22 protein-coding genes and 2 pseudogenes are annotated in these 19,877 nt (G+C 50.6%); 10 read left to right on the forward strand and 14 right to left on the reverse strand.

Going from position 1 to position 19,877, the window contains the following annotated elements; all coding sequences use genetic code 11:
* The first annotated feature begins 39 nt into the window (after positions 1 to 39).
* Positions 40 to 1,236, forward strand: coding sequence for an MFS transporter (locus tag QMZ65_RS12065; RefSeq protein ID WP_283216046.1), 1,197 nt, complete (start codon positions 40 to 42; stop codon positions 1,234 to 1,236).
* Between the two features lie 70 nt (positions 1,237 to 1,306).
* Here QMZ65_RS12065 and QMZ65_RS12070 read toward each other — a convergent pair whose 3' ends face one another.
* The 4 genes from QMZ65_RS12070 to fliD all read right to left on the reverse strand — a co-directional run bounded on the left by QMZ65_RS12070 (position 1,307) and on the right by fliD (position 4,152).
* On the reverse strand, positions 1,307 to 1,642 hold the full coding sequence (locus tag QMZ65_RS12070) for an SRPBCC family protein (RefSeq protein WP_097117760.1): 336 nt from the start codon (positions 1,640 to 1,642) through the stop codon (positions 1,307 to 1,309).
* Positions 1,639 to 1,953 (reverse strand): ArsR/SmtB family transcription factor, encoded by a 315-nt coding sequence (locus tag QMZ65_RS12075; RefSeq protein WP_034822684.1) that lies wholly within the window; start codon positions 1,951 to 1,953, stop codon positions 1,639 to 1,641. Before QMZ65_RS12075 ends, QMZ65_RS12070 begins: the two co-directional genes overlap by 4 nt.
* Before the next feature lie 25 nt (positions 1,954 to 1,978).
* Positions 1,979 to 2,587: an ATP-dependent Clp protease proteolytic subunit gene (locus QMZ65_RS12080; protein ID WP_283216047.1), complete on the reverse strand. Its 609-nt coding sequence runs from the start codon at positions 2,585 to 2,587 to the stop codon at positions 1,979 to 1,981.
* Positions 2,588 to 2,733: 146 nt separating this feature from the next.
* A complete protein-coding gene (fliD, locus tag QMZ65_RS12085; protein ID WP_283216048.1) occupies positions 2,734 to 4,152 on the reverse strand; it encodes a flagellar filament capping protein FliD in 1,419 nt (472 codons plus the stop codon).
* A gap of 340 nt (positions 4,153 to 4,492) precedes the next feature.
* Between fliD and licT the strand changes: the two genes are divergently transcribed.
* Positions 4,493 to 5,356 (forward strand): BglG family transcription antiterminator LicT, encoded by an 864-nt coding sequence (gene licT / locus QMZ65_RS12090; protein ID WP_058961220.1) that lies wholly within the window; start codon positions 4,493 to 4,495, stop codon positions 5,354 to 5,356.
* Positions 5,357 to 5,386: 30 nt separating this feature from the next.
* On the opposite strand, the gene QMZ65_RS12095 is transcribed toward licT, so the two are convergent.
* The 4 genes from QMZ65_RS12095 to QMZ65_RS12110 all read right to left on the reverse strand — a co-directional run bounded on the left by QMZ65_RS12095 (position 5,387) and on the right by QMZ65_RS12110 (position 10,330).
* Complete coding sequence (locus tag QMZ65_RS12095; RefSeq protein WP_283216049.1) at positions 5,387 to 6,781, reverse strand: glycoside hydrolase family 1 protein; 1,395 nt, start codon at positions 6,779 to 6,781, stop codon at positions 5,387 to 5,389.
* Between the two features lie 15 nt (positions 6,782 to 6,796).
* On the reverse strand, positions 6,797 to 8,665 hold the full coding sequence (gene bglF, locus QMZ65_RS12100; RefSeq protein WP_283216050.1) for a PTS beta-glucoside transporter subunit IIABC: 1,869 nt from the start codon (positions 8,663 to 8,665) through the stop codon (positions 6,797 to 6,799).
* A gap of 205 nt (positions 8,666 to 8,870) precedes the next feature.
* A complete protein-coding gene (locus QMZ65_RS12105) occupies positions 8,871 to 9,593 on the reverse strand; it encodes a YoaK family protein (protein WP_058961215.1) in 723 nt (240 codons plus the stop codon).
* Between the two features lie 134 nt (positions 9,594 to 9,727).
* Complete coding sequence (locus tag QMZ65_RS12110) at positions 9,728 to 10,330, reverse strand: LuxR C-terminal-related transcriptional regulator (protein WP_097117755.1); 603 nt, start codon at positions 10,328 to 10,330, stop codon at positions 9,728 to 9,730.
* A 198-nt stretch (positions 10,331 to 10,528) separates the two neighbouring features.
* Between QMZ65_RS12110 and QMZ65_RS12115 the strand changes: the two genes are divergently transcribed.
* Positions 10,529 to 10,714 carry a con-10 family general stress protein gene (locus QMZ65_RS12115; protein ID WP_072016973.1) on the forward strand — a complete coding sequence of 62 codons (186 nt, stop codon included), beginning with the start codon at positions 10,529 to 10,531 and terminating at the stop codon, positions 10,712 to 10,714.
* 41 nt (positions 10,715 to 10,755) lie between these two features.
* Here QMZ65_RS12115 and lepB read toward each other — a convergent pair whose 3' ends face one another.
* Positions 10,756 to 11,691: a signal peptidase I gene (gene lepB, locus QMZ65_RS12120; RefSeq protein WP_283216051.1), complete on the reverse strand. Its 936-nt coding sequence runs from the start codon at positions 11,689 to 11,691 to the stop codon at positions 10,756 to 10,758.
* A 225-nt stretch (positions 11,692 to 11,916) separates the two neighbouring features.
* On the opposite strand from lepB, the gene QMZ65_RS12125 reads away from it, so the two are divergent.
* Positions 11,917 to 12,168 carry a hypothetical protein gene (locus QMZ65_RS12125; protein WP_034822671.1) on the forward strand — a complete coding sequence of 84 codons (252 nt, stop codon included), beginning with the start codon at positions 11,917 to 11,919 and terminating at the stop codon, positions 12,166 to 12,168.
* 69 nt (positions 12,169 to 12,237) lie between these two features.
* Here the strand turns inward: QMZ65_RS12125 and QMZ65_RS12130 are convergent, their stop codons facing one another.
* Both QMZ65_RS12130 and QMZ65_RS12135 read right to left on the reverse strand, forming a co-directional pair.
* The gene (locus QMZ65_RS12130; RefSeq protein WP_255253253.1) at positions 12,238 to 12,363 is read right to left on the reverse strand and encodes a hypothetical protein; all 126 of its coding nucleotides are present in this window, start codon (positions 12,361 to 12,363) and stop codon (positions 12,238 to 12,240) included.
* A 262-nt stretch (positions 12,364 to 12,625) separates the two neighbouring features.
* Positions 12,626 to 12,826: a hypothetical protein gene (locus tag QMZ65_RS12135; RefSeq protein WP_283216052.1), complete on the reverse strand. Its 201-nt coding sequence runs from the start codon at positions 12,824 to 12,826 to the stop codon at positions 12,626 to 12,628.
* Positions 12,827 to 13,076: 250 nt separating this feature from the next.
* Here QMZ65_RS12135 and QMZ65_RS12140 point away from each other — a divergent pair, with 250 nt between their 5' ends.
* Both QMZ65_RS12140 and QMZ65_RS12145 read left to right on the forward strand, forming a co-directional pair.
* The gene (locus QMZ65_RS12140; protein ID WP_034822666.1) at positions 13,077 to 13,274 is read left to right on the forward strand and encodes a hypothetical protein; all 198 of its coding nucleotides are present in this window, start codon (positions 13,077 to 13,079) and stop codon (positions 13,272 to 13,274) included.
* Positions 13,275 to 14,063 carry a hypothetical protein gene (locus tag QMZ65_RS12145; protein WP_160833220.1) on the forward strand — a complete coding sequence of 263 codons (789 nt, stop codon included), beginning with the start codon at positions 13,275 to 13,277 and terminating at the stop codon, positions 14,061 to 14,063. It begins immediately after the preceding gene.
* On the opposite strand, the gene QMZ65_RS12150 is transcribed toward QMZ65_RS12145, so the two are convergent.
* The gene (locus QMZ65_RS12150) at positions 14,055 to 15,821 is read right to left on the reverse strand and encodes a sensor domain-containing phosphodiesterase (protein WP_283216053.1); all 1,767 of its coding nucleotides are present in this window, start codon (positions 15,819 to 15,821) and stop codon (positions 14,055 to 14,057) included. The two genes, QMZ65_RS12145 and QMZ65_RS12150, sit on opposite strands and share 9 nt — an antisense overlap.
* Before the next feature lie 757 nt (positions 15,822 to 16,578).
* Here QMZ65_RS12150 and QMZ65_RS12155 point away from each other — a divergent pair.
* From QMZ65_RS12155 to msrA, 3 genes and pseudogenes are all read left to right on the forward strand, one after another.
* The gene (locus QMZ65_RS12155) at positions 16,579 to 16,824 is read left to right on the forward strand and encodes a ParD-like family protein (protein WP_034822655.1); all 246 of its coding nucleotides are present in this window, start codon (positions 16,579 to 16,581) and stop codon (positions 16,822 to 16,824) included.
* On the forward strand, positions 16,821 to 17,609 hold the full coding sequence (map, locus tag QMZ65_RS12160; RefSeq protein ID WP_182058365.1) for a type I methionyl aminopeptidase: 789 nt from the start codon (positions 16,821 to 16,823) through the stop codon (positions 17,607 to 17,609). The genes QMZ65_RS12155 and map overlap by 4 nt, the downstream gene beginning before the upstream one ends.
* Positions 17,610 to 17,712: 103 nt before the next feature.
* A pseudogene (gene msrA, locus QMZ65_RS12165) lies at positions 17,713 to 18,249 on the forward strand (peptide-methionine (S)-S-oxide reductase MsrA).
* On the opposite strand, the gene QMZ65_RS12170 reads toward msrA, so the two are convergent.
* The gene (locus QMZ65_RS12170) at positions 18,246 to 19,151 is read right to left on the reverse strand and encodes a LysR family transcriptional regulator (protein ID WP_211729513.1); all 906 of its coding nucleotides are present in this window, start codon (positions 19,149 to 19,151) and stop codon (positions 18,246 to 18,248) included. The pseudogene msrA and the gene QMZ65_RS12170 overlap by 4 nt on opposite strands.
* A gap of 145 nt (positions 19,152 to 19,296) precedes the next feature.
* Between QMZ65_RS12170 and QMZ65_RS12175 the strand changes: the two are divergent.
* A pseudogene (locus QMZ65_RS12175) lies at positions 19,297 to 19,392 on the forward strand (hypothetical protein); the annotation flags it as partial.
* Between the two features lie 76 nt (positions 19,393 to 19,468).
* Here the strand turns inward: QMZ65_RS12175 and QMZ65_RS12180 are convergent.
* Positions 19,469 to 19,876 (reverse strand): hypothetical protein, encoded by a 408-nt coding sequence (locus QMZ65_RS12180; RefSeq protein WP_034822646.1) that lies wholly within the window; start codon positions 19,874 to 19,876, stop codon positions 19,469 to 19,471.
* Position 19,877: the final 1 nt, after the last annotated feature.

Raw genomic sequence — 19,877 nt, forward strand, 5'->3', positions numbered from 1 at the left:
TCTGTTACCCTTTCCGCTAATTTATGGATGGGGATGAATATGGATTTACAGCAAAAGCTACGCGGTAAATGGGCGATCTACGGCCTAATGTTTTTACCCGGTTTCACCTGGGCTTCGTGGGTGAGTCGTACACCTTACATGCGCGATATTCTGCATGCTTCCACGGAAATGATGGGCATGATCCTGTTCGGCTTTTCCTGTGGCTCAATGCTGTGCGTTCTGCTGGCAGGAAAACTCATCACCCACTTTGGCACTAGCCGTGTCATGCGTTATGGCTTTGTGCTGCTGTTGAGTGGCGTCGCAGTCATGTTAGCTGCCCTTCTACTGCACAGCGCGTACGGTGTGTTCGCCAGCCTGGTGTTACTGGGCGGAGGGACAGCGTTAATCGATGTCGTGATAAACGTTGAAGGCGCAGCGTTTGAGCGTCTGATTGGCAAATCGATCATGACCACCATTCACGGCTTCTTTAGCTTTGGCACGCTGATTGGCGCGCTGTCAGGACTTGCCATGACGGCAGTTGATGTCAGCATCACCTGGCACTTTGCCTTCGTGGTGCTGGCGAACCTGCTGATTGTCTCCGCAGCCCTGCGTCATTTACCCGCCACCAGCGACAGCGAACGACATGAACAGGCGCACAGCGGCGGTTTCCTCGCTCAGGTCGGACGAGAGCTGCGCGATCGCCAACTGCTGATCCTTGGGGTGGTGATTTTGGCGATGGCGCTGGCAGAAGGTTCTGCCAATGACTGGCTGCCGTTACTGATGATCGATGGTCATAATCTCAATCACACGCAAAGCACGCTGGTGTACGCGGGTTTCACTGCGGGCATGACCGTGGGACGTTTCCTTGGCGGATATGTGGTGGATCGCCTGGGCCGTGTGCTGGTATTACGCGCCAGCGCATTCTCAGCCGCCCTGGGTCTGGCGATGGTGATTTTCTCCAACAACCAATGGCTGGCGGCAGCGGCGGTGTTGTTCTGGGGAATTGGCGCTTCGCTTGGCTTCCCACTGACCGTCTCCGCTGCGGGCGATGGCAAAAACAGCGCGATTCGCGTGACCATCGCCGCAACGCTTGGTTATCTGGCCTTTCTGGTGGGACCGCCAGGACTGGGGTTTATTGGTGAACACGCGGGTCTGCGCATGGCGATGTTGCCGGTGCTGGTGATGGTGCTGCTGGCGTTAGTTTGTGCGGGCGCGGCAGGATCTCGTGATGTGAATAAGGCTGATCAACCCGTGTAAAGCTGGCGGCCTTCGGGCCGCCAGAAATGTACGTTTGGGAATAAGACGCGCTAAAAAAATTAGCCCGAGGCTATGCCGCCAGCATCAATCGACCATTTTCATCATTTGCGGCCTGCAAGTGCAGATCAGCAAGGCGATGGACGATAGTCAATCGGGTGCCACCCGCGTCATCGGGCGCGATTAGAAACGTCACGTCACTCTTCAGGTAAGGTGGTGCGTCATCACGTAACCGGTAACGGATCGATTTTCCAGGTTCGCAGTCAACAGGTTCAGCCTCCGCTAATACAGCGTTGGGTAGCCAGGCTTCCCGGTACTCCGCAATACTGATAGCGCGCCACACTTTCTCCGGCGTCGCATCCAGTTGATACTCTTGTACCAGTTCGTTGGATTTTTCGGCTTCACTCATTGGTCCATATCCTTCAGCAAACTTTTCAGGGCATCAATGCGTGTCGGCCAAAACGCGCGATATTTGGCTAGCCAGTTGACCAGAAACGTCATGCCCACCGGGTCAACTTCATAGTTCACAAAGCGCCCTTGCCGCTCTTCACGCACCAGCCCCGCACCCCGTAACACCGCGAGATGTTGAGACATCGCCGATTGGCTGATCTCCATCCCGTCGCGCAACGCCGTGGCATTCATGCGCCCCACCGACAGCTTTTCAAATATGGCACGGCGGGTCGGATCCGCCAGTGCTTTGAATATCGCATTTTCAATCATGTTGATGACATTAGCACTGGCTTATTTAAGCAGCAAGATAATGCGCAGCGATCTCTTGCTCGGTGACGATCACTTTCGACACCAAACCGTATTCTACCGCCTGCTCCGCACTCAACCAGAAATCGCGCTGAGTATCTTGTTCAATCCTCTCAATCGCCTGCCCGGTGGCATCCGCGAAAATATGATTGAGGCGATTTTTCATGCGCACGATTTCATTGCTGTAAATCTGCATATTGCTGGCGGGGCCTTGCATGCCGCCGGAAGGCTGATGCAGAAGGAAGCGGGTGTTGGGCAACGCATAGCGATTTGCTTTGTTGGCGGCGACATAAATCAACGCTCCTGCGCTGGCGACACAGCCTGAGCCAATCATGATCACTTCGGGGGTGATAAAGCGTATGGCATCAAAAATCATATCGCCCGATTCAGCATGACCGCCGGGAGAGTTGATGAAGATCGTGATCGGTCGATCGCTGAGAGCGGCGAGGATGTGCAGATGCTGAACCACCTCTTTGGCCATTTTTTCATCCACGGTGCCGGTAATGAAAATCTTGCGTGCGTTGATCAGATGTTCCATCAGCGATGGGTTAAGTGGCGGTGCTGCCGGTTCAGAAGGTTCGGTGTTACTGTCGCGCATGGAATCACTCCGCAAAAAATGGGGACACCAAACACATTAGCACTTACTTATCCATTAGGCGAATATGATGCAACGTCAATCGATGACGATGTTAATCAGTAGGGCACCGAAAAGTGCCCTGACACGCCGCTATTGGCGGGGAATAATTATTTTTTGCTGTTGCTGCTGGTCATATTATCAAACTGCTGTGTGAGATAGTTGCTGGTGCTATTCAGTACGCTGACCACTTTATCCAGATTGGTGAACTGAGTTTTGTAGCGTGCGATTTTGTCATCAATGCGTTTACTGGTGGTGTTGTACTGATCGGTCAGCTGGTTCAGTTTTTTACTGATGCTGTCCGTCGCCCCCTTAATCACGCCTTTACTGCTGAGAAACGCGGTAAAAGTGGTATCCAATACCGTGCTGACGCCGGTTTTCTTACCATCGCCGGTGTACATATCACGAATGGCGTCAGGCCTGACTTTCAGTGCACTGGAAAGTTTGTCCGCATCCAGCTTCAATTTCCCATCGGTGGGATCAGTGGTAATACCCGCCTGGCTGAGCGTTTTGTAAACTCCCGAACCGGAGGCGTTGGCAAGAATGCTCTTTAACTGGGTCTGGATGTTACGCAGCGTGCCGTCACCCAGCAGTGCACCGTTTTTGCTGTCCGGTTCTTTACCCGCATCCACCGCTGTGTAGCGGGTAAGATTGCCCATCGTATCTTGCAGCGAATTGTAGGCATTCACCCAATCGGTGATGGCGCTTTTCGCCTTGCTGGTGTCAGCGCTGACGGTCAACGTCTGAGTGCCGGTCGTCTGATCGTTCAGCTTGAGCGTAATCCCTTCCACGGCGTCTTCAATGGTGTTGCTGCTGCTTTGAATTGCCACATTGTTGACGGTCAGGCTGGCATTTTGCGCTTCCACACTCTGAACCATGTGACTGTTAGCTTGATCGGATTTATCAAATCCAACAAAACCGTGCAGCGTATCATCACCCGTTACGCTTAAAGAGGTCACTGCGTGGTCGGTTCCCGTCGCCTTCGAGGTTAATGACAGACGGTATTCTGTTCCTGACACTTTGATCAAACTGGCGCTGATCCCCACATCGGACTTGTTAATGGTGTCACGCAGCGCTGTCAGGGATGTTTGATCTTTGGATAACGAAATGCTCTTCTCTTTGCCATCCGCAGTGACAAATTTCAGGGTACGCGATGCCGCATCGCTGCCTAGAGCCGCTTTGACATCGGTTTTCGCATCGCTGGTCAGCGTTTGCGATTGCGCCAGATGATCTACGCTGATGGTGTATTTCCCTGCCAGCGCGCTGCCATTGGTATCCGCGCTAAATGCACTCGAACTGGAAGTGGTACTGGTCGCCGTATAGAGACTCGCATCTTTTAATTTGGTGTTAGCCGTCTGAAAAGCCTGAATCGCGGTTTTAAGTGTGCCATAAGCAGAAAGCTTCGCCGTGGCGGCAGACTGCTGTTTGGAAATCGGTGTCAGTGACTGTTTTTCAGCGGCGGTCAGCTTGTCCAAAATGGTACTTAAACCCAGTCCTGAACCCACACCTAAAGTTGAAATCCCGGCCATGTACGTAACTCCTGTTATTTTGACGTTACGGTACTATCGGCGACTTAACGCAAACCTTTAAGAAAACCTGATCATTTCTTTACTATTTCCTTACAAATATCCTTACAGTTTGCACAGCATCAGTGCAGACGCGGCTTCAGGGGCCATTGCCCTGTTTTTCCTCCATCGCTTCACTACGCAATAAAACATGACGTGTCTCACATTTAACGGTCAGTATGCTTGTCGGAATCACAGAGCGGCTTATGATCTCGCCAGATTGTTACTGCGCGCAAACGCAGGCAAAACCTGACACGCCGCCCTCCCGGTGGGTCAGGTTTTTTCTTTTTCAGGGCTGATAAAAATGAAAATCGCGAAGATCCTCAATAACAATGTCGTGGTCGTACTGGGCGAGAACGGCAAAGAACAAGTCGTGATGGGTCGCGGGCTGGCTTTTCAGAAGCGTGTGGGTGATGCGCTGGATGCGCAGCAGATTGAAAAAGTCTTCGCACTGCAGAGTGACACCCTGACAGGAAGGCTCAGCGAGTTGCTTTCTGATATCCCACTGGAAGTCATCACCACCAGCGAGTTAATCATCGCCAGCGCACGTCAACAGTTGGGTCAGCCGCTGCATGAGAGCCTCTCGATTGCGCTGTGCGATCACTGCCATTTCGCGATTGAACGCCATCAGCAAGGCATTCCGATTCGTAATGTATTGAAGTGGGAGATCAAAACGCTCTACCCCAAAGAGTTCGCGATTGGCATGGAAGCACTGGCCCTGATCAACAAACGCCTCGGGGTGGCGTTGCCTGACGATGAAGCAGGCTTTATCGCCCTGCACTTAGTCAACGCGCAACTGGGCAGCAACTTTGCCGATGTCTCTCACGTGACGCAATTTATGCAGGAGATTTTGCATATCGTGAAGTATCGGTTGCAGCTGGATTACCGCACCGACAGCCTGAGCTATAACCGCTTCGTTAACCATTTGAAGTTTTTTGCCCAGCGCATGCTGGGAAAACGCGGCGTGTGCAGCGAAGATGAGTCATTGCATGATGTGGTGCGCGACAAATATCCGATTGCTTATCAATGCGCGGTGAAGATCGACAGCCACATCCAGCAAAAATATCTCTATGCCCTCTCGGCGGAAGAGCGCATGTTTCTCACCATCCATATTGAGCGAGTTCGCAAAGAGACATTAGCGTTGCAGGAAGATGCCGACGAGGCGTAAAAACGGGCGCCAGCGCGCCCGTTAGCGGGTTTATTTCAATGCCGCGCCGTGGCTACGGATCACATCCTGATACCAGAAGAAGCTCTTTTTACGCGAGCGTTCCAGCGTGCCGTTGCCCGCATCATCACGATCAACGTGGATGAAACCGTAACGCTTCGAGAACTCGGCTTTAGAGGCGCTGACCAGGTCAATCGGTCCCCAGCAGGTGTAGCCCATCACTTCCACACCATCCTCAATCGCTTCCCGCACCTGCACTAAGTGATCATTGAGATACTGGATGCGGTAATCGTCATTGATGCTGCCATCGGCCTCAACCACATCTTTGGCACCCAGGCCATTTTCCACAATAAATAGCGGCTTCTGATAACGGTCGTACAAGATGTTAAGCAGAATACGCAGACCTTCCGGATCTATCTGCCATCCCCACTCTGAGCTGGCGAGATGCGGATTCGGCACCATCGACAAGATATTGCCCTGCGCTTTCTGGTTCTCTTCTTCATTGGTGGTGACGCAACCGGTCATGTAATAACTGAAGGAGATGTAATCCACAGTGTTGCGCAGGTCGCGTTTGTCCTCATCCGTGATGCTGACGGTGATTCCGCGATCGGCGAAGAAGCGTTTCATGTAAGCCGGATAGGCACCGCGCACCTGTACATCACCAAAGAATAACCACTCGCGATTCTGTTGCAGCGTTTCCAACACATCGGCCGGACGGCAGCTGAGCGGATAGAGCAACGCACCCAGCAGCATGTTGCCGATCTTACCGTCCTTAACAATCTCATGGCAGGCTTGTACGGCGCGGCCGCTCGCCACCAGCTGATGATGAATTGCCTGATAGATCGCCTGTTGATCGCTCTCCTCCGGTAATCCAACGCCAGTAAAGGGCGCATGCAATGACATGTTGATTTCATTGAACGTCAGCCACAGCTTCACTTTATGCTTGAAGCGAGTGAATACCGCGCGCGCATAGCGTTCAAAACAATCAATAGTGATGCGATTGCCCCAGCCGCCGTATTTTTTGATCAAACCGTATGGCATTTCGTAATGTGACAACGTCACTAGCGGAGTGATGTTGTACTTTGCCATCTCATCAAACAAAAGATCGTAAAAGGCCAATCCCTCCTCGTTTGGCTGAGCTTCATCGCCCTGCGGGAAAATACGCGTCCAGGCAATCGAGGTACGCAGAACGGTAAAGCCCATCTCTGCGAACAGCTTGATGTCTTCCGGGAAGCGATGATAGAAATCAATCGCCGTGTCTTTGATGCCAAAATCATTGCCGCTGCGTTCAACGCGCGCGCCAAAAATACCTTTGGGTTGCAGATCCGAGGTCGATAGCCCTTTACCGCCCTCCTGCCAGGCACCTTCCACCTGATTGGCGGCAACGGCGCCACCCCATAAAAATGCATCCGGGAAACGTGTAGTCATTTACTTGCTCCTTGGTTATTTCAGCACGGCCAGCAGCGGCGAGCCTTCACTCACTGCGCTGTTGTTCAGGGTTAATACATCAATAAATTCATCGCTGTTGCTCACCAGCACCGGTGTGGTGAGGTCGAATCCAGCGTGTTTGATCGCCTCAATATCAAACTCCAATAGCACATCGCCCACTTTCACTGGCTGATCGTTTTGTACCTGAGGACGGAAATATTGCCCGTCGAGTTTGACGGTATCGAGTCCAACATGGATCAGCACTTCCGCGCCTTGATCTGACGTCAGGCCAATCGCATGTCCGGTGCGGAACATGGAGGAAACTACGCCATTGACCGGCGATACTACGCGGCCCACGTGCGGCAGAATAGCCGCGCCCTTGCCGAGTAAACCGCTGGCGAAAGTTTCATCTTTGACTTTCTCCAGCGGCAATACGTCACCCGCAATCGGGCTCACCACGCTTTCACGGCGCGTTAATGTCGCAGGCGCGGGATCGGCGACGGGTTCAGCCACAACAGGTTGTGCCGCAGACTCTCGTAAACCAAACACATAGGTCATGGCACAGGCGAAAACTAGCGCGACCGCTGCACCGGCAAAGGACGCCAGCACGCTGGCATCAATACCCGTGCTGGGCACGACCTGAATAAACGTGAAAATACTGGGGAAGCCAAAGGAGTAAATGGTGGTGTGCCAGAAGCCCAGAATGGCGGCACCCAGCGCGCCACCGATACAGCCGAAGATAAACGGACGACGACGCGGCAGCGTAACGCCATACACTGCGGGCTCAGTGATACCAAAAATGCTGGCAGTTAATGCCGATCCCGCCATCGCTTTGAGTTTGATATCACGCGTGCGCAGGAAGATCCCCAATGTCGCGCCCGCCTGTCCTAATACCGCCGGCATCAGTAATGGCAGTAGGGTGTCGTGACCGAAGTTGGCCAGATTATTGAGCATGATCGGCACCAGACCCCAGTGCAGACCGAATATCACACAGATTTGCCAGATCGCGCCCATCACCGCTCCTGCAACCATGGGGCTGAGGCTGTAAATCCACAGATAGCCCTCCGCCAGCAAGCGGCTGAGCCAGGTGGCTGCCGGGCCAATCGCCAGAAAAGTGAGCGGCACGGTGATTAGCAAGCACACCAGCGGCGTAGTGAAGTTACGCACCGCACCGGGTGAACGCGGATGTACCCAACGCTCAATCAGGCTTGAGACCCACGCAGCAAAGATAATTGGGATCACCGAGGAGCTGTAATTGAGCATTTCCAGCGGGATACCGACAAAGGTCAGTGGCTTTCCTGCCTGCTGCTGTTGCATCGCTTCAAGTATCAACGGATGCACCAGCGCTGCGGCAATCGCCATGCTGACAAAGGGGTTACCGCCAAATTTTTTCCCGGCGCTGTAGCCGAGCAGAATCGGCAAGAAGTAAAAGAGTCCATCACTGGCAACAAACAGCACTTTGTAGCTGCCGCTGCTCGCGTCCATCACACCGAGCACCAGTGCCAACGCCAGCAGTCCCTTGATGATGCCTGTCGCAATCATCACACCAATAAAGGGTGTAAAAATGCCGGAAACCAGATCGATAAAACGGGCAAACAGGTTTTGTGGCGTAGTGTCCTCCACGTTATCGGCATGGTCGAGGGCATAGCGTGCCGTTAACGCGCGGTAGACCTCCGCAACCTGGTTGCCGATCACCACCTGATACTGTCCCCCGCTCTCCACCACCATGATCACGCCAGGATTATTTTTCAACTCGGCGGTATGCGCTTTTTGGCTCTCTTTTAATTTGAAGCGCAGGCGCGTTGCGCAGTGCATCACGCTGATAATGTTGTCTTTTCCCCCCACGCCAGCCACAATGTCATCTGCCAGTTCCTGATATTGCATCTTCCTTTCTCCTGCAAAACGCCTCGAATTTCGCGCAAAAAAAAACCTGAGGCGCGCCCTCTGCTATCGAGAAAGGGCGCGCCTCAGGTTTTGCCTGCCGAACAGTAACAATCCTTAATGACGGTTATCTTGCTGAGCATTGCCAAAAAGTAGCAAGCAGTTTTCAAAAATCGCGCTGAAATATGTGAAGCGCATCAATTATTGTTCAGGAGTGCAGCGCATGCCCGGCACGTTGTAATGCTGACAAAGCGAGGGCAGATAGCATCACACCAATCAAAATTAACAGTTTATAGCTCAGCGCGTTCAGCAGCAGAATACCCAGCACGCCGCCGAACAGGAATGCCATCACCGTGAAGAAGTGCAGTTTTAAACGCTCGATATAGAGCGGCGCATCTTTCGGGGATTCTTTACGGCGTAGCACATCAAACAACATGGCCAACTCAATGCCAATGTCGGTAGCGGTACCGGAGACATGGGTGGTGCGCACGCGTGCGTTGGAAATCCGGGTCACCACGGCGTTTTGTAATCCCATCAAAAAACTCAAACTGAGCACCAGCAATACGCCCGATTCACTAAAGCTGAACCAACTCTCAATGACGCCCAGCGCGAATAATGCCACGCCTTCCAGCAGGATGTTGATGGCATAAATCCCGCGAATTTGTCGCCTGCGTCCGGAGTTGATAATCAGGGTCGAGACAGAAGAACCCGCTATAAAGAGCAGCACGATGAGCAGGAAGAACAATCCGACATGCAGATTTGCTTTCGCCAGATGATCGGAAAGTGACGAGACGTTGCCCGTCATGTTGGCAGAGAAAAAACCGACGGTTTCAAATGCAGCCGTATTCAGCGCGCCCGCCACAGCCGCCAGCGTGCAGGCGAGTCGGGTATCCGTATTAAAAGTGCGCGTGTTTTCGGAGGTGATCAGCATGGCTATTCCCGACCCTGGCAAAGGGGAATATCTTCCTCCTGCGGGCCGGAATTCTCAAGCCTCAGGCAAAAGACACCCTTTACTAACCGGGCATAACAGGGAGTTATGAGCGAGGGATCCAGTCAGTGTAGGTATTAATCGACATGGGTTCGATTAAACCCGTATTGCGTAAGCCGATGATGAAACTGAACATTATTCTCACAATTCAGTTTCGCGTAAATCGATCGCTTATAGTGACTGATGGTTTTGTTATTCAGTCTGACACGCAAGGCTATGTCCTGCTGACTGCTGTATCGGGCAAGCCATTTCAGCATGTGAAATTCTTGCAGCGAGAGCGAAGGAACACGGCTGCGTGTTGATGTATGCGGTCTCTTCTCAGCAAGTGTATTGACGTTTTGAACAATGCTGGCTAATGAGGATTTTTTTGTCAGAAATAAAACCGAGTGAAATTCATGGGCAAGAAAATTAAGGAGCGCAGCATCATTAATGTCGGTCAGTACCAACACGCGGATACTAGGATAAAGTGCCTGCAACAGGCGTAAAAACGCATAGGAAGATTCAATATCATCCGCTTCGGTTTTTAACTCAATAATCATTACTTCGATAGATTGATCGATTAATATTTTTTTTGCATCACTTAAAGATGAGCAGGATAAGAATTGATAACCTGCAGATATTAATAGCTTTTCTAAGCCAAGTGCGGCCCATAAATTGGCTTCAACATTTAATATTTTCATGTTTATTACTTAAACAATTAAAAAACCATTTAATCGTGATTAGTGGCTATTTTAAATCGGACAACATTTCTTTTTTTGTGCGATAAAGACTACAAAATATTAATTATCCCGTGCTGGCGAAGCCGCAATCGCGCACTAAAATTATGGAGTGACTAGCTAGTCCTTATCTCTCACGGAACATTGATATGAGGTCTTCCTATGAAACAACAGAGCTACAGAGGCGGTGCAGGGAATTTTGCTAACGATCCGGCACGCGCAAGAGAAGCTGGTAAAGCGGGAGGCAAAGCCAGTGGAGGCAACTTCAGAAACGATCCTGAACGCGCCGTTGAAGCGGGTCGGAAAGGAGGCAAGATAAGTCGCCGTCCTCCAACAAAGTCTGAGTAAAGCGCTTTAGGATTTGTTCTGCCAGGGACTGGCATCTTCTCTTAATTGATCCGCCCGATGCGACATGGCCTCAGCCCTGTCGGCCACTGCCCTTCCTGTTTTTCCATACTAAATCCAATCGCCACCGCTTTGCCTACCAGATTACGCTCAGGGACAAAACCCCAATAGCGGCTGTCATAGCTGTTGTTACGATTATCCCCCATCATAAAATAGCTATCCGCCGGCACCACCCACTCTCCAGTCTGCTGACCTGGTTGATGGAAAAACGCCGATGCTGAAACAGTCAATTCAGGCTTCTGCAAAAGGCGATGCGTCACCCCCGCTAGCGTTTCAGTGCCCATCAATAAACGCTGTTCATCAGGCTTTTCGTCGCCAATCGGTCTGGCATAAAAGCCCGGATGCATTCCGGCAGTCTCGACGAACTCGCCCGCTTTGAGCGCACTGTAATGAATGGCTAGCGCTGGTGCACAAGATTGATGGTCCTGGCAAAAAGGGAAAACAGTGAGCTGTTGTGAGGCTGGATTGAATATGACTTTGTCACCGGGCAAACCGATCACTCTTTTAATGAACAACTGCGTTTCGTCCTGAGGAAACGTAAATATCGCAATATCACCACGTTTAGGGTGTCCGGTGGCAAGCAACGTTTTCTGATTGAATGGATTTCGCAGCCCGTATGAATATTTATCTGCCAGCACCCAGTCGCCGGTGAGTAGAGTTGGCATCATGGATCCAGAAGGAATGCGAAAAGGCTCCCAGCCAAAGGCCCGAACCAGTAACACGATGACCAGTAACGGAAAGAGCGATGCGGGCGTATCCAGCCAACTCGGGAGGCGCTGAGTTTTACCCTGCTGTATGAGCGAAGATTCTGCCTGGTTTTTCTCAACGGTGATGCGCGTCAAAGCCCAAAGCCTGTATGTCCAACTCAGGCCGCTAAAAACCACAGCAATGGCCAGTATCAGGGCGAAGATGTTCATCATAAGAGGGTTCCAGCGCTGCCGCGTTATTCATCCGCATCAATCATTGCGGCTCGTTAATTTGCGCCGTCAATATAAACCAAATGTTAGGTTATCGCTCTCCTATCTGTGCTTTACGGCTCGCTTAATATGATGCGAATGGTGAGGCTTGAGTTATAGGCTTTTCAATGCCATATTCTTTTCAATAATGTGGCTTGCTTAATCTACATAACTTAATAGGGAGTGATAATGTCCACCGAAGAGAGAATAAAGGAACTTGAAGAAACGGTTCAGCGTTTAAAAATCGAAACTGAGGTGTTACGTGAACTGATGATTAAACAGGTCGCGGTGAATAACATCACCTTCAAAGGGAAATATGATGAAGTCATTATTAACATGGCTAAAGAGTATGAAGAGCGCGGACTGGAAGTTGACCGTAACCGAGCCATGCATGAAGCGATACGGCAATACATCAAAGATGATGCATCATCCAATGATTGAAATGCTGTACCGCAATAATACCCTTGCAAATTACGCAAAAGAGCCGCTTACGCGGCTCTGAATTGAGAATCAGATCATCGGTTTTTGATCATCAGGTAGATCACGATCGTCAGTCTCATCACCCTCTTCATCGGGTAAGGGTAAATCGTCGCCAGGCAGCGGCTTAACATCATCTGGATCTGGACGTTCTGACATATATACCTCCATTCACCCTGATTGGGTATAAGTAGTTTAGTGGGGTGATGATTGATACGGTGTAGAAAATACGCGATTTTGTGAATCAAGCGTAGGATATTTTATAAAATATTTTAACCACTAGAAAATCTTACTTTATAAACTACATGCTTCGTTTATTTCGAAATTACAGGGTAATTAATCAAAAATTTCAATTGATTAACACACTCTATAATTAGAGAGATGTTTTTTAAATGTCGGGTGCGATTAATTGTCAGCGAGGCTATTTATCCTGATAAGGATCCTGCTTGTGATCTTTACTATCATCGCGCGTGCGCGGAATCTCTCCATGATCTTTAGGGTTGTCTTTTGCTGGATGGTCATCCTCTTCATACGCATTGCCGACATTGGGGGCGACTTCGGGAAGTCCCTTATGCACATCCCCTTCTTTATTACGTTGTTCATTCGTATGATGTTCTTTCATAATTAACCTCATATTTAATGTCTTTCTTATTGTAGTCTAATTTTAACGACAGGAAATGAATACTGAACCCCTAAGCCATTCATTATTAAAACTGGTAAATTTTTCCGTTCACCTACGGTTTCGCTTACTTCAGCTTTTTAGACAGATTAATCCGTAATTTCGAAAACACGCCTCTTATTCAAGTCACTAACCCAAATTCACATCGGATAGTGTGCCATACTCTCACTACCCAAATTAATTGGAAAATAACATGTTTCACTTTGTTATCGCCCTCTTCAAGAGCCCTGAGTCATTGCTACAAGTGATGAGCCAGCAAGATATGAAAGAATCCATTCAGGAGGGTGACAGGATCATTATTGATGAAGACGGCAACGCTTCGGTTAATCCGTTAAGTCCCAAAGTTCAGCGCGATTTTGCCCATCATGTCAAAACCTTGAAGGATATCTAAATGGGAACGGCAATATTTATGGTGCTGATGGTGTGTGGCTATTGGTACACCAGCCGGGACATGTCGAGTCGCTTAAAAATAAAGCGTTCCTTTGGCTGGGATGTTTACTTTTTAATTGCCCTTTATGGTTGTATTTTTGTCTTACAGGGCGTGTTTGCCACCGGGATTGTCTGGCTGATATTACTCGCCGCTTCCGCGATCAATAATACTTTTGCACTTACCCGCCTGGTGCATGCTCGTTGGCATGTGGATTTTATGACCTGGAGCTTCCTGGGTATTCAGGCACCGGTCGTGATTATGCTCGCCTTTGCCGTGCTGTTTTGTGTGTATCGCTCAAACTGGGCTGGCAGCGCGCGATTAACCGCCAGCAGCCGCCGCGACCTCTATCAGCGATTGTCACGTTCGAACGGTATTGAACAGATTTTGTTGCAGTGTATGGAAGAAGGTGAGTTAGCCTGGATAACGCTAAAATCCCGACGCATCTACATCGGCATGATTCATGCCGCCACCTTCGAATATGCCAGCACGGCTAATATTGTATTAATACCGATGCTCAGCGGTTATCGCGATTCACGTACGCTAAATCTCGCCGTTGAGCACAATTACAGCCGTTGGTATCATCAGCACCGGATTGATTTCATGTCGAAACCCAAAACAGCTTTAGCGTTTCGTAAAGTGATTATGGTGGAACAAATCGAGAGTCTGTCACTATTTGATCCCGCCAGCGCCAGTGCTCTGGCAATGGGTGAGGCAGGAACCGATGAAGTCAGGACAGACGCATCACCCTAACTTCCAGCGTAACCAATTATCCAGTTCGCTTTCAGGTAATGGGCGGGAATGAAAGAACCCCTGCGCCTGATCGCAACCGAACTCTTTTAACGCTTCGAGCGTCTCAATATTTTCCACGCCTTCCGCTAACACCACATAATCCAGTTCTTTGAGCATAGCGATAATGCTGCGGGTGATGATGCGTGACGCGGTATCTGTGGCAAGTCCGCCGACAATCGAACGGTCGAGTTTGACCACATCCAGAGGCATTTTTCGCAGATAACTGATATTGCTGTAACCGGTGCCGAAATCATCCAGCGCAATACCAAAACCGCGCAGTTTCAACATTTCCAGTCCCTTAATGGCCGCCGCGCTTTCGATGATGCGCTCAGTTTCCAGGCACTCAATGCCGAGCAGATTCGTCGGCAGACGTGCCTTGATCATCTTATTCTCGAGCCTGTCAGCAAAACTTTCCTGGCTAAAGTCGCGCACGCTAACGTTCACCGTGACAGGCAACTGGATACCTTGCCCGTTGAGCCGTTTCAATCGCTCAATGGTTTTATCAATGACCCATTCGGTGATCTCTTGCAGCAACGTGGTTTGTTCCGCGAGCGGGATGAAAACTGAAGGAGAAAGTTCACCTCGGGTGGGATGGCGCCATCGGATCAGCGCTTCGAGCCCAATCGGTAAACCGCTGCTCAGACAGATTTTCGGCTGGAACACCAGATACAAGCCATGATTGTGCCGTACAGCAGTGGCCAGGTCGTTGACGAGAGTAAAGTCATCCGTACGCCGCTCATCGTTTTCCTCACTGAAGTTCATACACGGGATCCCGCGACAAATGGCTTCATGCAAGGCACTAACGGCTCGACGCAGCGCTTCCTGAGCGGAAATTTCTGACGGCGAAAAGAGGGTTTCACCGGTATGTGTCGCTAAATCGACCGATAAACCTTCGCCAATCTCGGCGCGTACGCCTTCCATGCTTCGCGCAACCCACTCGGCGCACAATGGACTTTCTTGTTGAGTTAATAGCGCAAACCGCCCGGTTGCCACGGTATAGAGCAGTTCATTTTTGCCGGGACGCAGACGTAGCGGCAGTAACGTTGCCATATCTTTGAGGAGCCCTTCGACAGGTGCCATGCCCAACGAACGCGCCAGCTCATAGGCTCGCGGCATATCGATGCAGTCGATCAACACCAGTCGATACCGCGTGTTATCACCCGCATTACGCAAGGCTTGCAGGTCTCTAATCAGTTGCTGTCGGTTAGGCAATCCTGTAACCAAATCGGTAAAACCGACAGAATGCCAGGCTTCAAGAAAGGAAATTACCAGCTGTGATAGCAACGTCATCGTCGCCAGCTTTTCAGCGCTAAAGGTATGTGGTTTGCTATCCACCACGCACAGCGTGCCTAAGACCAGCCCTTCCTGGCTCTTTAGTGGCACGCCCGCATAAAAGCGAACAAAAGGTTCACCTATAACAAAAGGATTGACGGAAAAACAGGCGTCCAGTTGGGTATCGGGCACCACCAGCGGTTGATCCCCCTCGACCACGTACTGACACAATGAATCGGCACGCAACGTTTCACCGACGTTAAAGTTGTGCGCAGCTTTGATGTATTGGAAATCATCGTCAAGGACAGAGATGAAACTGCTGGGAACATCCAGCGTTTTACTGACCAAATCAGTGAATTTGCTCAGTACATCGTCACGGCAGATATCCGGATTTCGAAGTGCCTGGAGCGTGATGCAGCCTGGCTTCAATTCGTTAGTTATGCTCATTTGCACTCGCCCATTCCATTGGCACGGATAGCAATGCTGAACTCAAAAGAATAACTTCATTATTATTAAGGAGAATATCCGCCATTTTGCGTCTATTTTGCTCATTATTAACCGGTGAATATCACCATATTATGCCCGCCATCACGGTTTGTCATGCTGAAATATCTTTACAAAAAGCTTACATGAAAACTGAGTAAAGGGATCCTTCACCCCATTCAAGCGAAGCGTAAATTAATAACAAGGATTACGGCTGCCCAGAGATCTTATCAATAGCGCACACATTAATAGGATTTAATGATTACCGCATAAAATTCAGTCTGTTGTCCGTAATTCAACAAGCACAGAAAACAATCAAATAAGCGATGCATCACGGCATATATATTCCTGTCATATCGCTAAGTCGGTCCAGGTTTTCTCTTGATGATGCGTTTCGCTTATTAGCTTCATCTCTCAATCGAGGGATTATTTTATTTTAGCTGAGCTTTCAAATGCCGAACTTTCAACACCCTGCTCTGGGGAAATCCAGAAATATTACTCTGCAACGATTATTAAGCCGCTTCGCAGGGTATTTTTTCTTTAGTCTATCTTTTCCTCAACACATCACGCCACCCTGTCACGCTGTAGCAGGCTTAAACGGCTAAGAGGTGGAGATGCTGTACAGGGTCACGGCAAACTTCCCAACATTTCCCCTTCCATCTTATCCGGACACAGCGTAATCTATATGCAAAACGACTACGTTTCATATACGGATCGCATAATGGGTATCGTAAAAATTTCTGATCTGATGCATGAGAATCTGCGTATCGCGAGCACGGCGTTAAGCCGTTCCATCAATGCGCAGGCAGAACACTGGATGAAGATTGGCATGCTGGCTGAGCTTTATCCTGACCTCAACCTCCAGGAACTGACGCGCCTGTTGATGCGTGTCGAACGTGACGGCGGCGCAGATTTAGCGCAGCTGCTTGACCAGCCTACATTAACCTCGCAGGGAATCGCGCAATGACCATCAAACTACATTCCGCTGAAGAAATCGAACTGGCACGCGCTGCCGGACACGCCGCGGCAAAAGTGCTGGAAATCATCACCCCTTACGTCAAACCCGGCGTGACCACAGATGAACTGGACGCCATTTGCCATGACTATATTGTCAATGAACTGAAGGTTGTTCCCGCGAATATTGGTTATCACGGCTATACACGCACCACCTGTACCTCGGTAAATCACGTGGTGTGCCATGGCATTCCAGGTGAGAAGAAGCTCAAGAATGGCGATATCGTCAACATCGACGTCGGCATCATCAAAGATGGCTGGTACGGGGATACCAGCCGCATGTATTACGTGGGTGAGCCATCGGTGCGCGCTAAACGTCTGGTCGATATCACCTACGAATCGATGGTGGCGGGCATTAAAGTCGTCAAACCCGGTGCGACATTGGGTGATATCGGCGCCGCGATCCAACAGGTGGCGGAGAAAGCCGGATTTTCAGTGGTGCGTGAATATTGCGGTCACGGTGTTGGTGAGATTTATCACGACGAGCCTCAGATTCTGCACTACGGTACGCCGGGCACAGGGATTGAGCTGCAGGCAGGCATGATCTTTACCATCGAGCCAATGATCAATGCCGGCAAAGCAGGCACCAGTGTTTTATCTGATGGCTGGACGGTGGTGACAAAAGATCGCTCGCTGTCGGCGCAGTGGGAACACACTCTTGCTGTGACCGAGACCGGCTTCGATTTGCTTACGCCATGGCCTGAAGGCACAGGCGATTACGCAGCAATAGAAGGCTGAGTGCGGCTTAGCGCGCTGACAGGCATTCAGGATGCGCCAATGCAGTGGCGTTACTTTTCACCGCCGTGTAAGGTAACGTCACTTTTTTTATCCGGAACTTAGACTGATGCGTGAACAAGCCATTTTTGCCGGCGGCTGCTTTTGGTGTACTGAAGCGATTTTCCAATCCATCCATGGTGTATTGAGCGTGGAAAGTGGTTATATCGGCGGCCATGTCTCGTCACCCACTTACGATCAAGTTTACAGCGACACCACCGGTCACGCCGAGGCGGTGAAAATCGAGTTCGATCCCGATCTCGTCAGTTACGACGATTTGCTCGACATCCACTTCGCGACACATGATGCCACGTAGGAAAACATCAAAGACGGCGTGGTGCGTTCACGTTATCGCTCCGCACTGTTTCCGACCAGCGATGCACAACGCATTGCCGCTGAACAAGGGATAGCGCGTGCCGCTGCCGAACTCAGCAAGCCGCTGGTGACAAAGCTGGAACCGTTAGCCGAGTGGTACGCAGCCGAAGACTATCATCAAAACTTCTGGGAGAAAGAAGGACAAGAAAACGCCTTCTGTATGATGAATATCCCGGCAAAACTGCAGAAACTGCGCAATAAATTTCCGAAACAGGCATCGGACGCTTAACGCGCCATCTCATCGATAACCTGTGTGATGCGCTGAATCACCCTCTGCGCCGCCCGCGATAACTGTCGGGATGGCGCAGTACAAAGTGCCAACGTCAGCGGACGCATCACGCTGTTTTTCAGCGGCACAAAGCACAGTTGCTGCTCCTGCACTTCAGTCATCACATCCAGCAAACTCAGCACGCATACGCCAGTGCCCTGAGCAACCAAACTGCGTATCAGGCGAATATCGTTACAGGCAATAATGTTATCCGGCGCCATGCCCTGCTTGCGGTATAGCGCATCGACCCGTTCATGGACCACCAGCGAATCACCAGGAATGATATGCCGCTCCTGGCTCAATTGACTGAGCGATAGCGCATCGCACTGGCTCAATGGATGATCGGGCGCCATGACTATACCCATATCCAGTTCAGCAAACGCCAACACATCCAGTCCAATCTGACCCGCCGGATCCAGGATTAAGCCAAAATCAATCGCAGACTGTCGAATCAATTGGCTGATGGCGTGGCTGTTGTCGACGGTAAGTTCCAGCCGCAGCCACTGATGTTCACGTGCAATATCCGCAATCGCATCAGCCACCGGTCCCTTAGTCAGTGATTGCACCAGACCCGCGCTGACGTTGCCGCGCTTCAAGCCCTGTATATCGTCGAAACGCTGGCACGTAACGCGAAACTCGCGCTGCCAGCGCATCACATCGTCGTACAACAACTCACCGGCGGTGGTCATCCGCAACCCATCCGGCAAACGCTCAAACAGCGGCGTACCAAAGCTCTCTTCCGCCTGCAGGATCTGCCGGTTAATGGCGGACGCGGAGACGTGCAGTTTCTCGGCGGCTTTACGTAAGCTGCCGCTGCGAGCCACTTCTGCAAAGTAAACGGAAAAGCGGGAAAACGGACTCATGCATCACCTGTACTGTTTTTTGCAACACTTGATTGAATTCTGTCGGATGGATTTATACAGAGCTAATTATTCACAATGTCCTGATAGAAATGAAGTCTTTCAATCGCCCTCGTGAGCCAATGGCAGGAACATCACCATGAATACCCGCAACGTCGAACTGCGGGTCCAGGTAGAAGATGTGCACGCTTTCAATCTGCGGGTATTTGAAGAGGATTGCCTGAGGGTGGAAACAAAAAAACCAGCGCCAGCCGCTGAACAGTTTATCGCGCTGTGCTGCTCACGCATTAAATCACGCAATCGGGTGATCGACCTGTAACTTATTTAGTGCGCCACATGCGGTACTGTCCCCAGAAGCCTACTTCTGTGGCGTACTCCTGTGGCGTGCCGTCAGCCACAATATCCAGCGACTTGCGCATCCCCAGACTCATCACTGAACAGTCATTACTGACGCGCAACTTGTGCAGACCATTTTCCAGATAAGCAGTGACAAACTGGTTTTGACGCAACATCGCGACATCCTGACCATCCACGTTCACCACGAATTTGCAGGTTCCACCGCTGGCACTTCCTATAAACTGCTTGAGGCGCGTAACAGTCACCGGTGTCTGCTTCTTGCTGGCATCCGGTGTCACCATTTGCTGATTGATGATGGTATCGGCTGATCCATAAGGTCTGGCGCACCCTGCCAGGGTTAAAACCGCTAACGCTATCAATGCTTTTTTCATT

This window comes from Pantoea sp. EABMAA-21 (genome assembly GCF_030053335.1).
In the GTDB taxonomy this organism is placed as follows: domain Bacteria; phylum Pseudomonadota; class Gammaproteobacteria; order Enterobacterales; family Enterobacteriaceae; genus Pantoea; species Pantoea communis.

What these genes read in the sequence shown, in the direction of transcription:
- QMZ65_RS12070 (WP_097117760.1), bottom strand. Translation starts at nt 1,642, where the DNA reads ATGAGTGAAGCCGAAAAATCCAACGAACTGGTACAAGAGTATCAACTG.
- QMZ65_RS12105 (WP_058961215.1), bottom strand. Translation starts at nt 9,593, where the DNA reads ATGCTGATCACCTCCGAAAACACGCGCACTTTTAATACGGATACCCGA.
- QMZ65_RS12180 (WP_034822646.1), bottom strand. Translation starts at nt 19,876, where the DNA reads ATGAAAAAAGCATTGATAGCGTTAGCGGTTTTAACCCTGGCAGGGTGC.
- QMZ65_RS12140 (WP_034822666.1), top strand. Translation starts at nt 13,077, where the DNA reads ATGTTTCACTTTGTTATCGCCCTCTTCAAGAGCCCTGAGTCATTGCTA.
- QMZ65_RS12145 (WP_160833220.1), top strand. Translation starts at nt 13,275, where the DNA reads ATGGGAACGGCAATATTTATGGTGCTGATGGTGTGTGGCTATTGGTAC.
- fliD (WP_283216048.1), bottom strand. Translation starts at nt 4,152, where the DNA reads ATGGCCGGGATTTCAACTTTAGGTGTGGGTTCAGGACTGGGTTTAAGT.
- QMZ65_RS12065 (WP_283216046.1), top strand. Translation starts at nt 40, where the DNA reads ATGGATTTACAGCAAAAGCTACGCGGTAAATGGGCGATCTACGGCCTA.
- map (WP_182058365.1), top strand. Translation starts at nt 16,821, where the DNA reads ATGACCATCAAACTACATTCCGCTGAAGAAATCGAACTGGCACGCGCT.
- QMZ65_RS12110 (WP_097117755.1), bottom strand. Translation starts at nt 10,330, where the DNA reads ATGAAAATATTAAATGTTGAAGCCAATTTATGGGCCGCACTTGGCTTA.
- licT (WP_058961220.1), top strand. Translation starts at nt 4,493, where the DNA reads ATGAAAATCGCGAAGATCCTCAATAACAATGTCGTGGTCGTACTGGGC.
- QMZ65_RS12130 (WP_255253253.1), bottom strand. Translation starts at nt 12,363, where the DNA reads ATGTCAGAACGTCCAGATCCAGATGATGTTAAGCCGCTGCCTGGCGAC.
- QMZ65_RS12115 (WP_072016973.1), top strand. Translation starts at nt 10,529, where the DNA reads ATGAAACAACAGAGCTACAGAGGCGGTGCAGGGAATTTTGCTAACGAT.
- QMZ65_RS12080 (WP_283216047.1), bottom strand. Translation starts at nt 2,587, where the DNA reads ATGCGCGACAGTAACACCGAACCTTCTGAACCGGCAGCACCGCCACTT.
- QMZ65_RS12150 (WP_283216053.1), bottom strand. Translation starts at nt 15,821, where the DNA reads ATGAGCATAACTAACGAATTGAAGCCAGGCTGCATCACGCTCCAGGCA.
- QMZ65_RS12125 (WP_034822671.1), top strand. Translation starts at nt 11,917, where the DNA reads ATGTCCACCGAAGAGAGAATAAAGGAACTTGAAGAAACGGTTCAGCGT.
- bglF (WP_283216050.1), bottom strand. Translation starts at nt 8,665, where the DNA reads ATGCAATATCAGGAACTGGCAGATGACATTGTGGCTGGCGTGGGGGGA.
- QMZ65_RS12095 (WP_283216049.1), bottom strand. Translation starts at nt 6,781, where the DNA reads ATGACTACACGTTTCCCGGATGCATTTTTATGGGGTGGCGCCGTTGCC.
- QMZ65_RS12155 (WP_034822655.1), top strand. Translation starts at nt 16,579, where the DNA reads ATGGGTATCGTAAAAATTTCTGATCTGATGCATGAGAATCTGCGTATC.
- QMZ65_RS12170 (WP_211729513.1), bottom strand. Translation starts at nt 19,151, where the DNA reads ATGAGTCCGTTTTCCCGCTTTTCCGTTTACTTTGCAGAAGTGGCTCGC.
- lepB (WP_283216051.1), bottom strand. Translation starts at nt 11,691, where the DNA reads ATGATGAACATCTTCGCCCTGATACTGGCCATTGCTGTGGTTTTTAGC.
- QMZ65_RS12075 (WP_034822684.1), bottom strand. Translation starts at nt 1,953, where the DNA reads ATGATTGAAAATGCGATATTCAAAGCACTGGCGGATCCGACCCGCCGT.
- QMZ65_RS12135 (WP_283216052.1), bottom strand. Translation starts at nt 12,826, where the DNA reads ATGAAAGAACATCATACGAATGAACAACGTAATAAAGAAGGGGATGTG.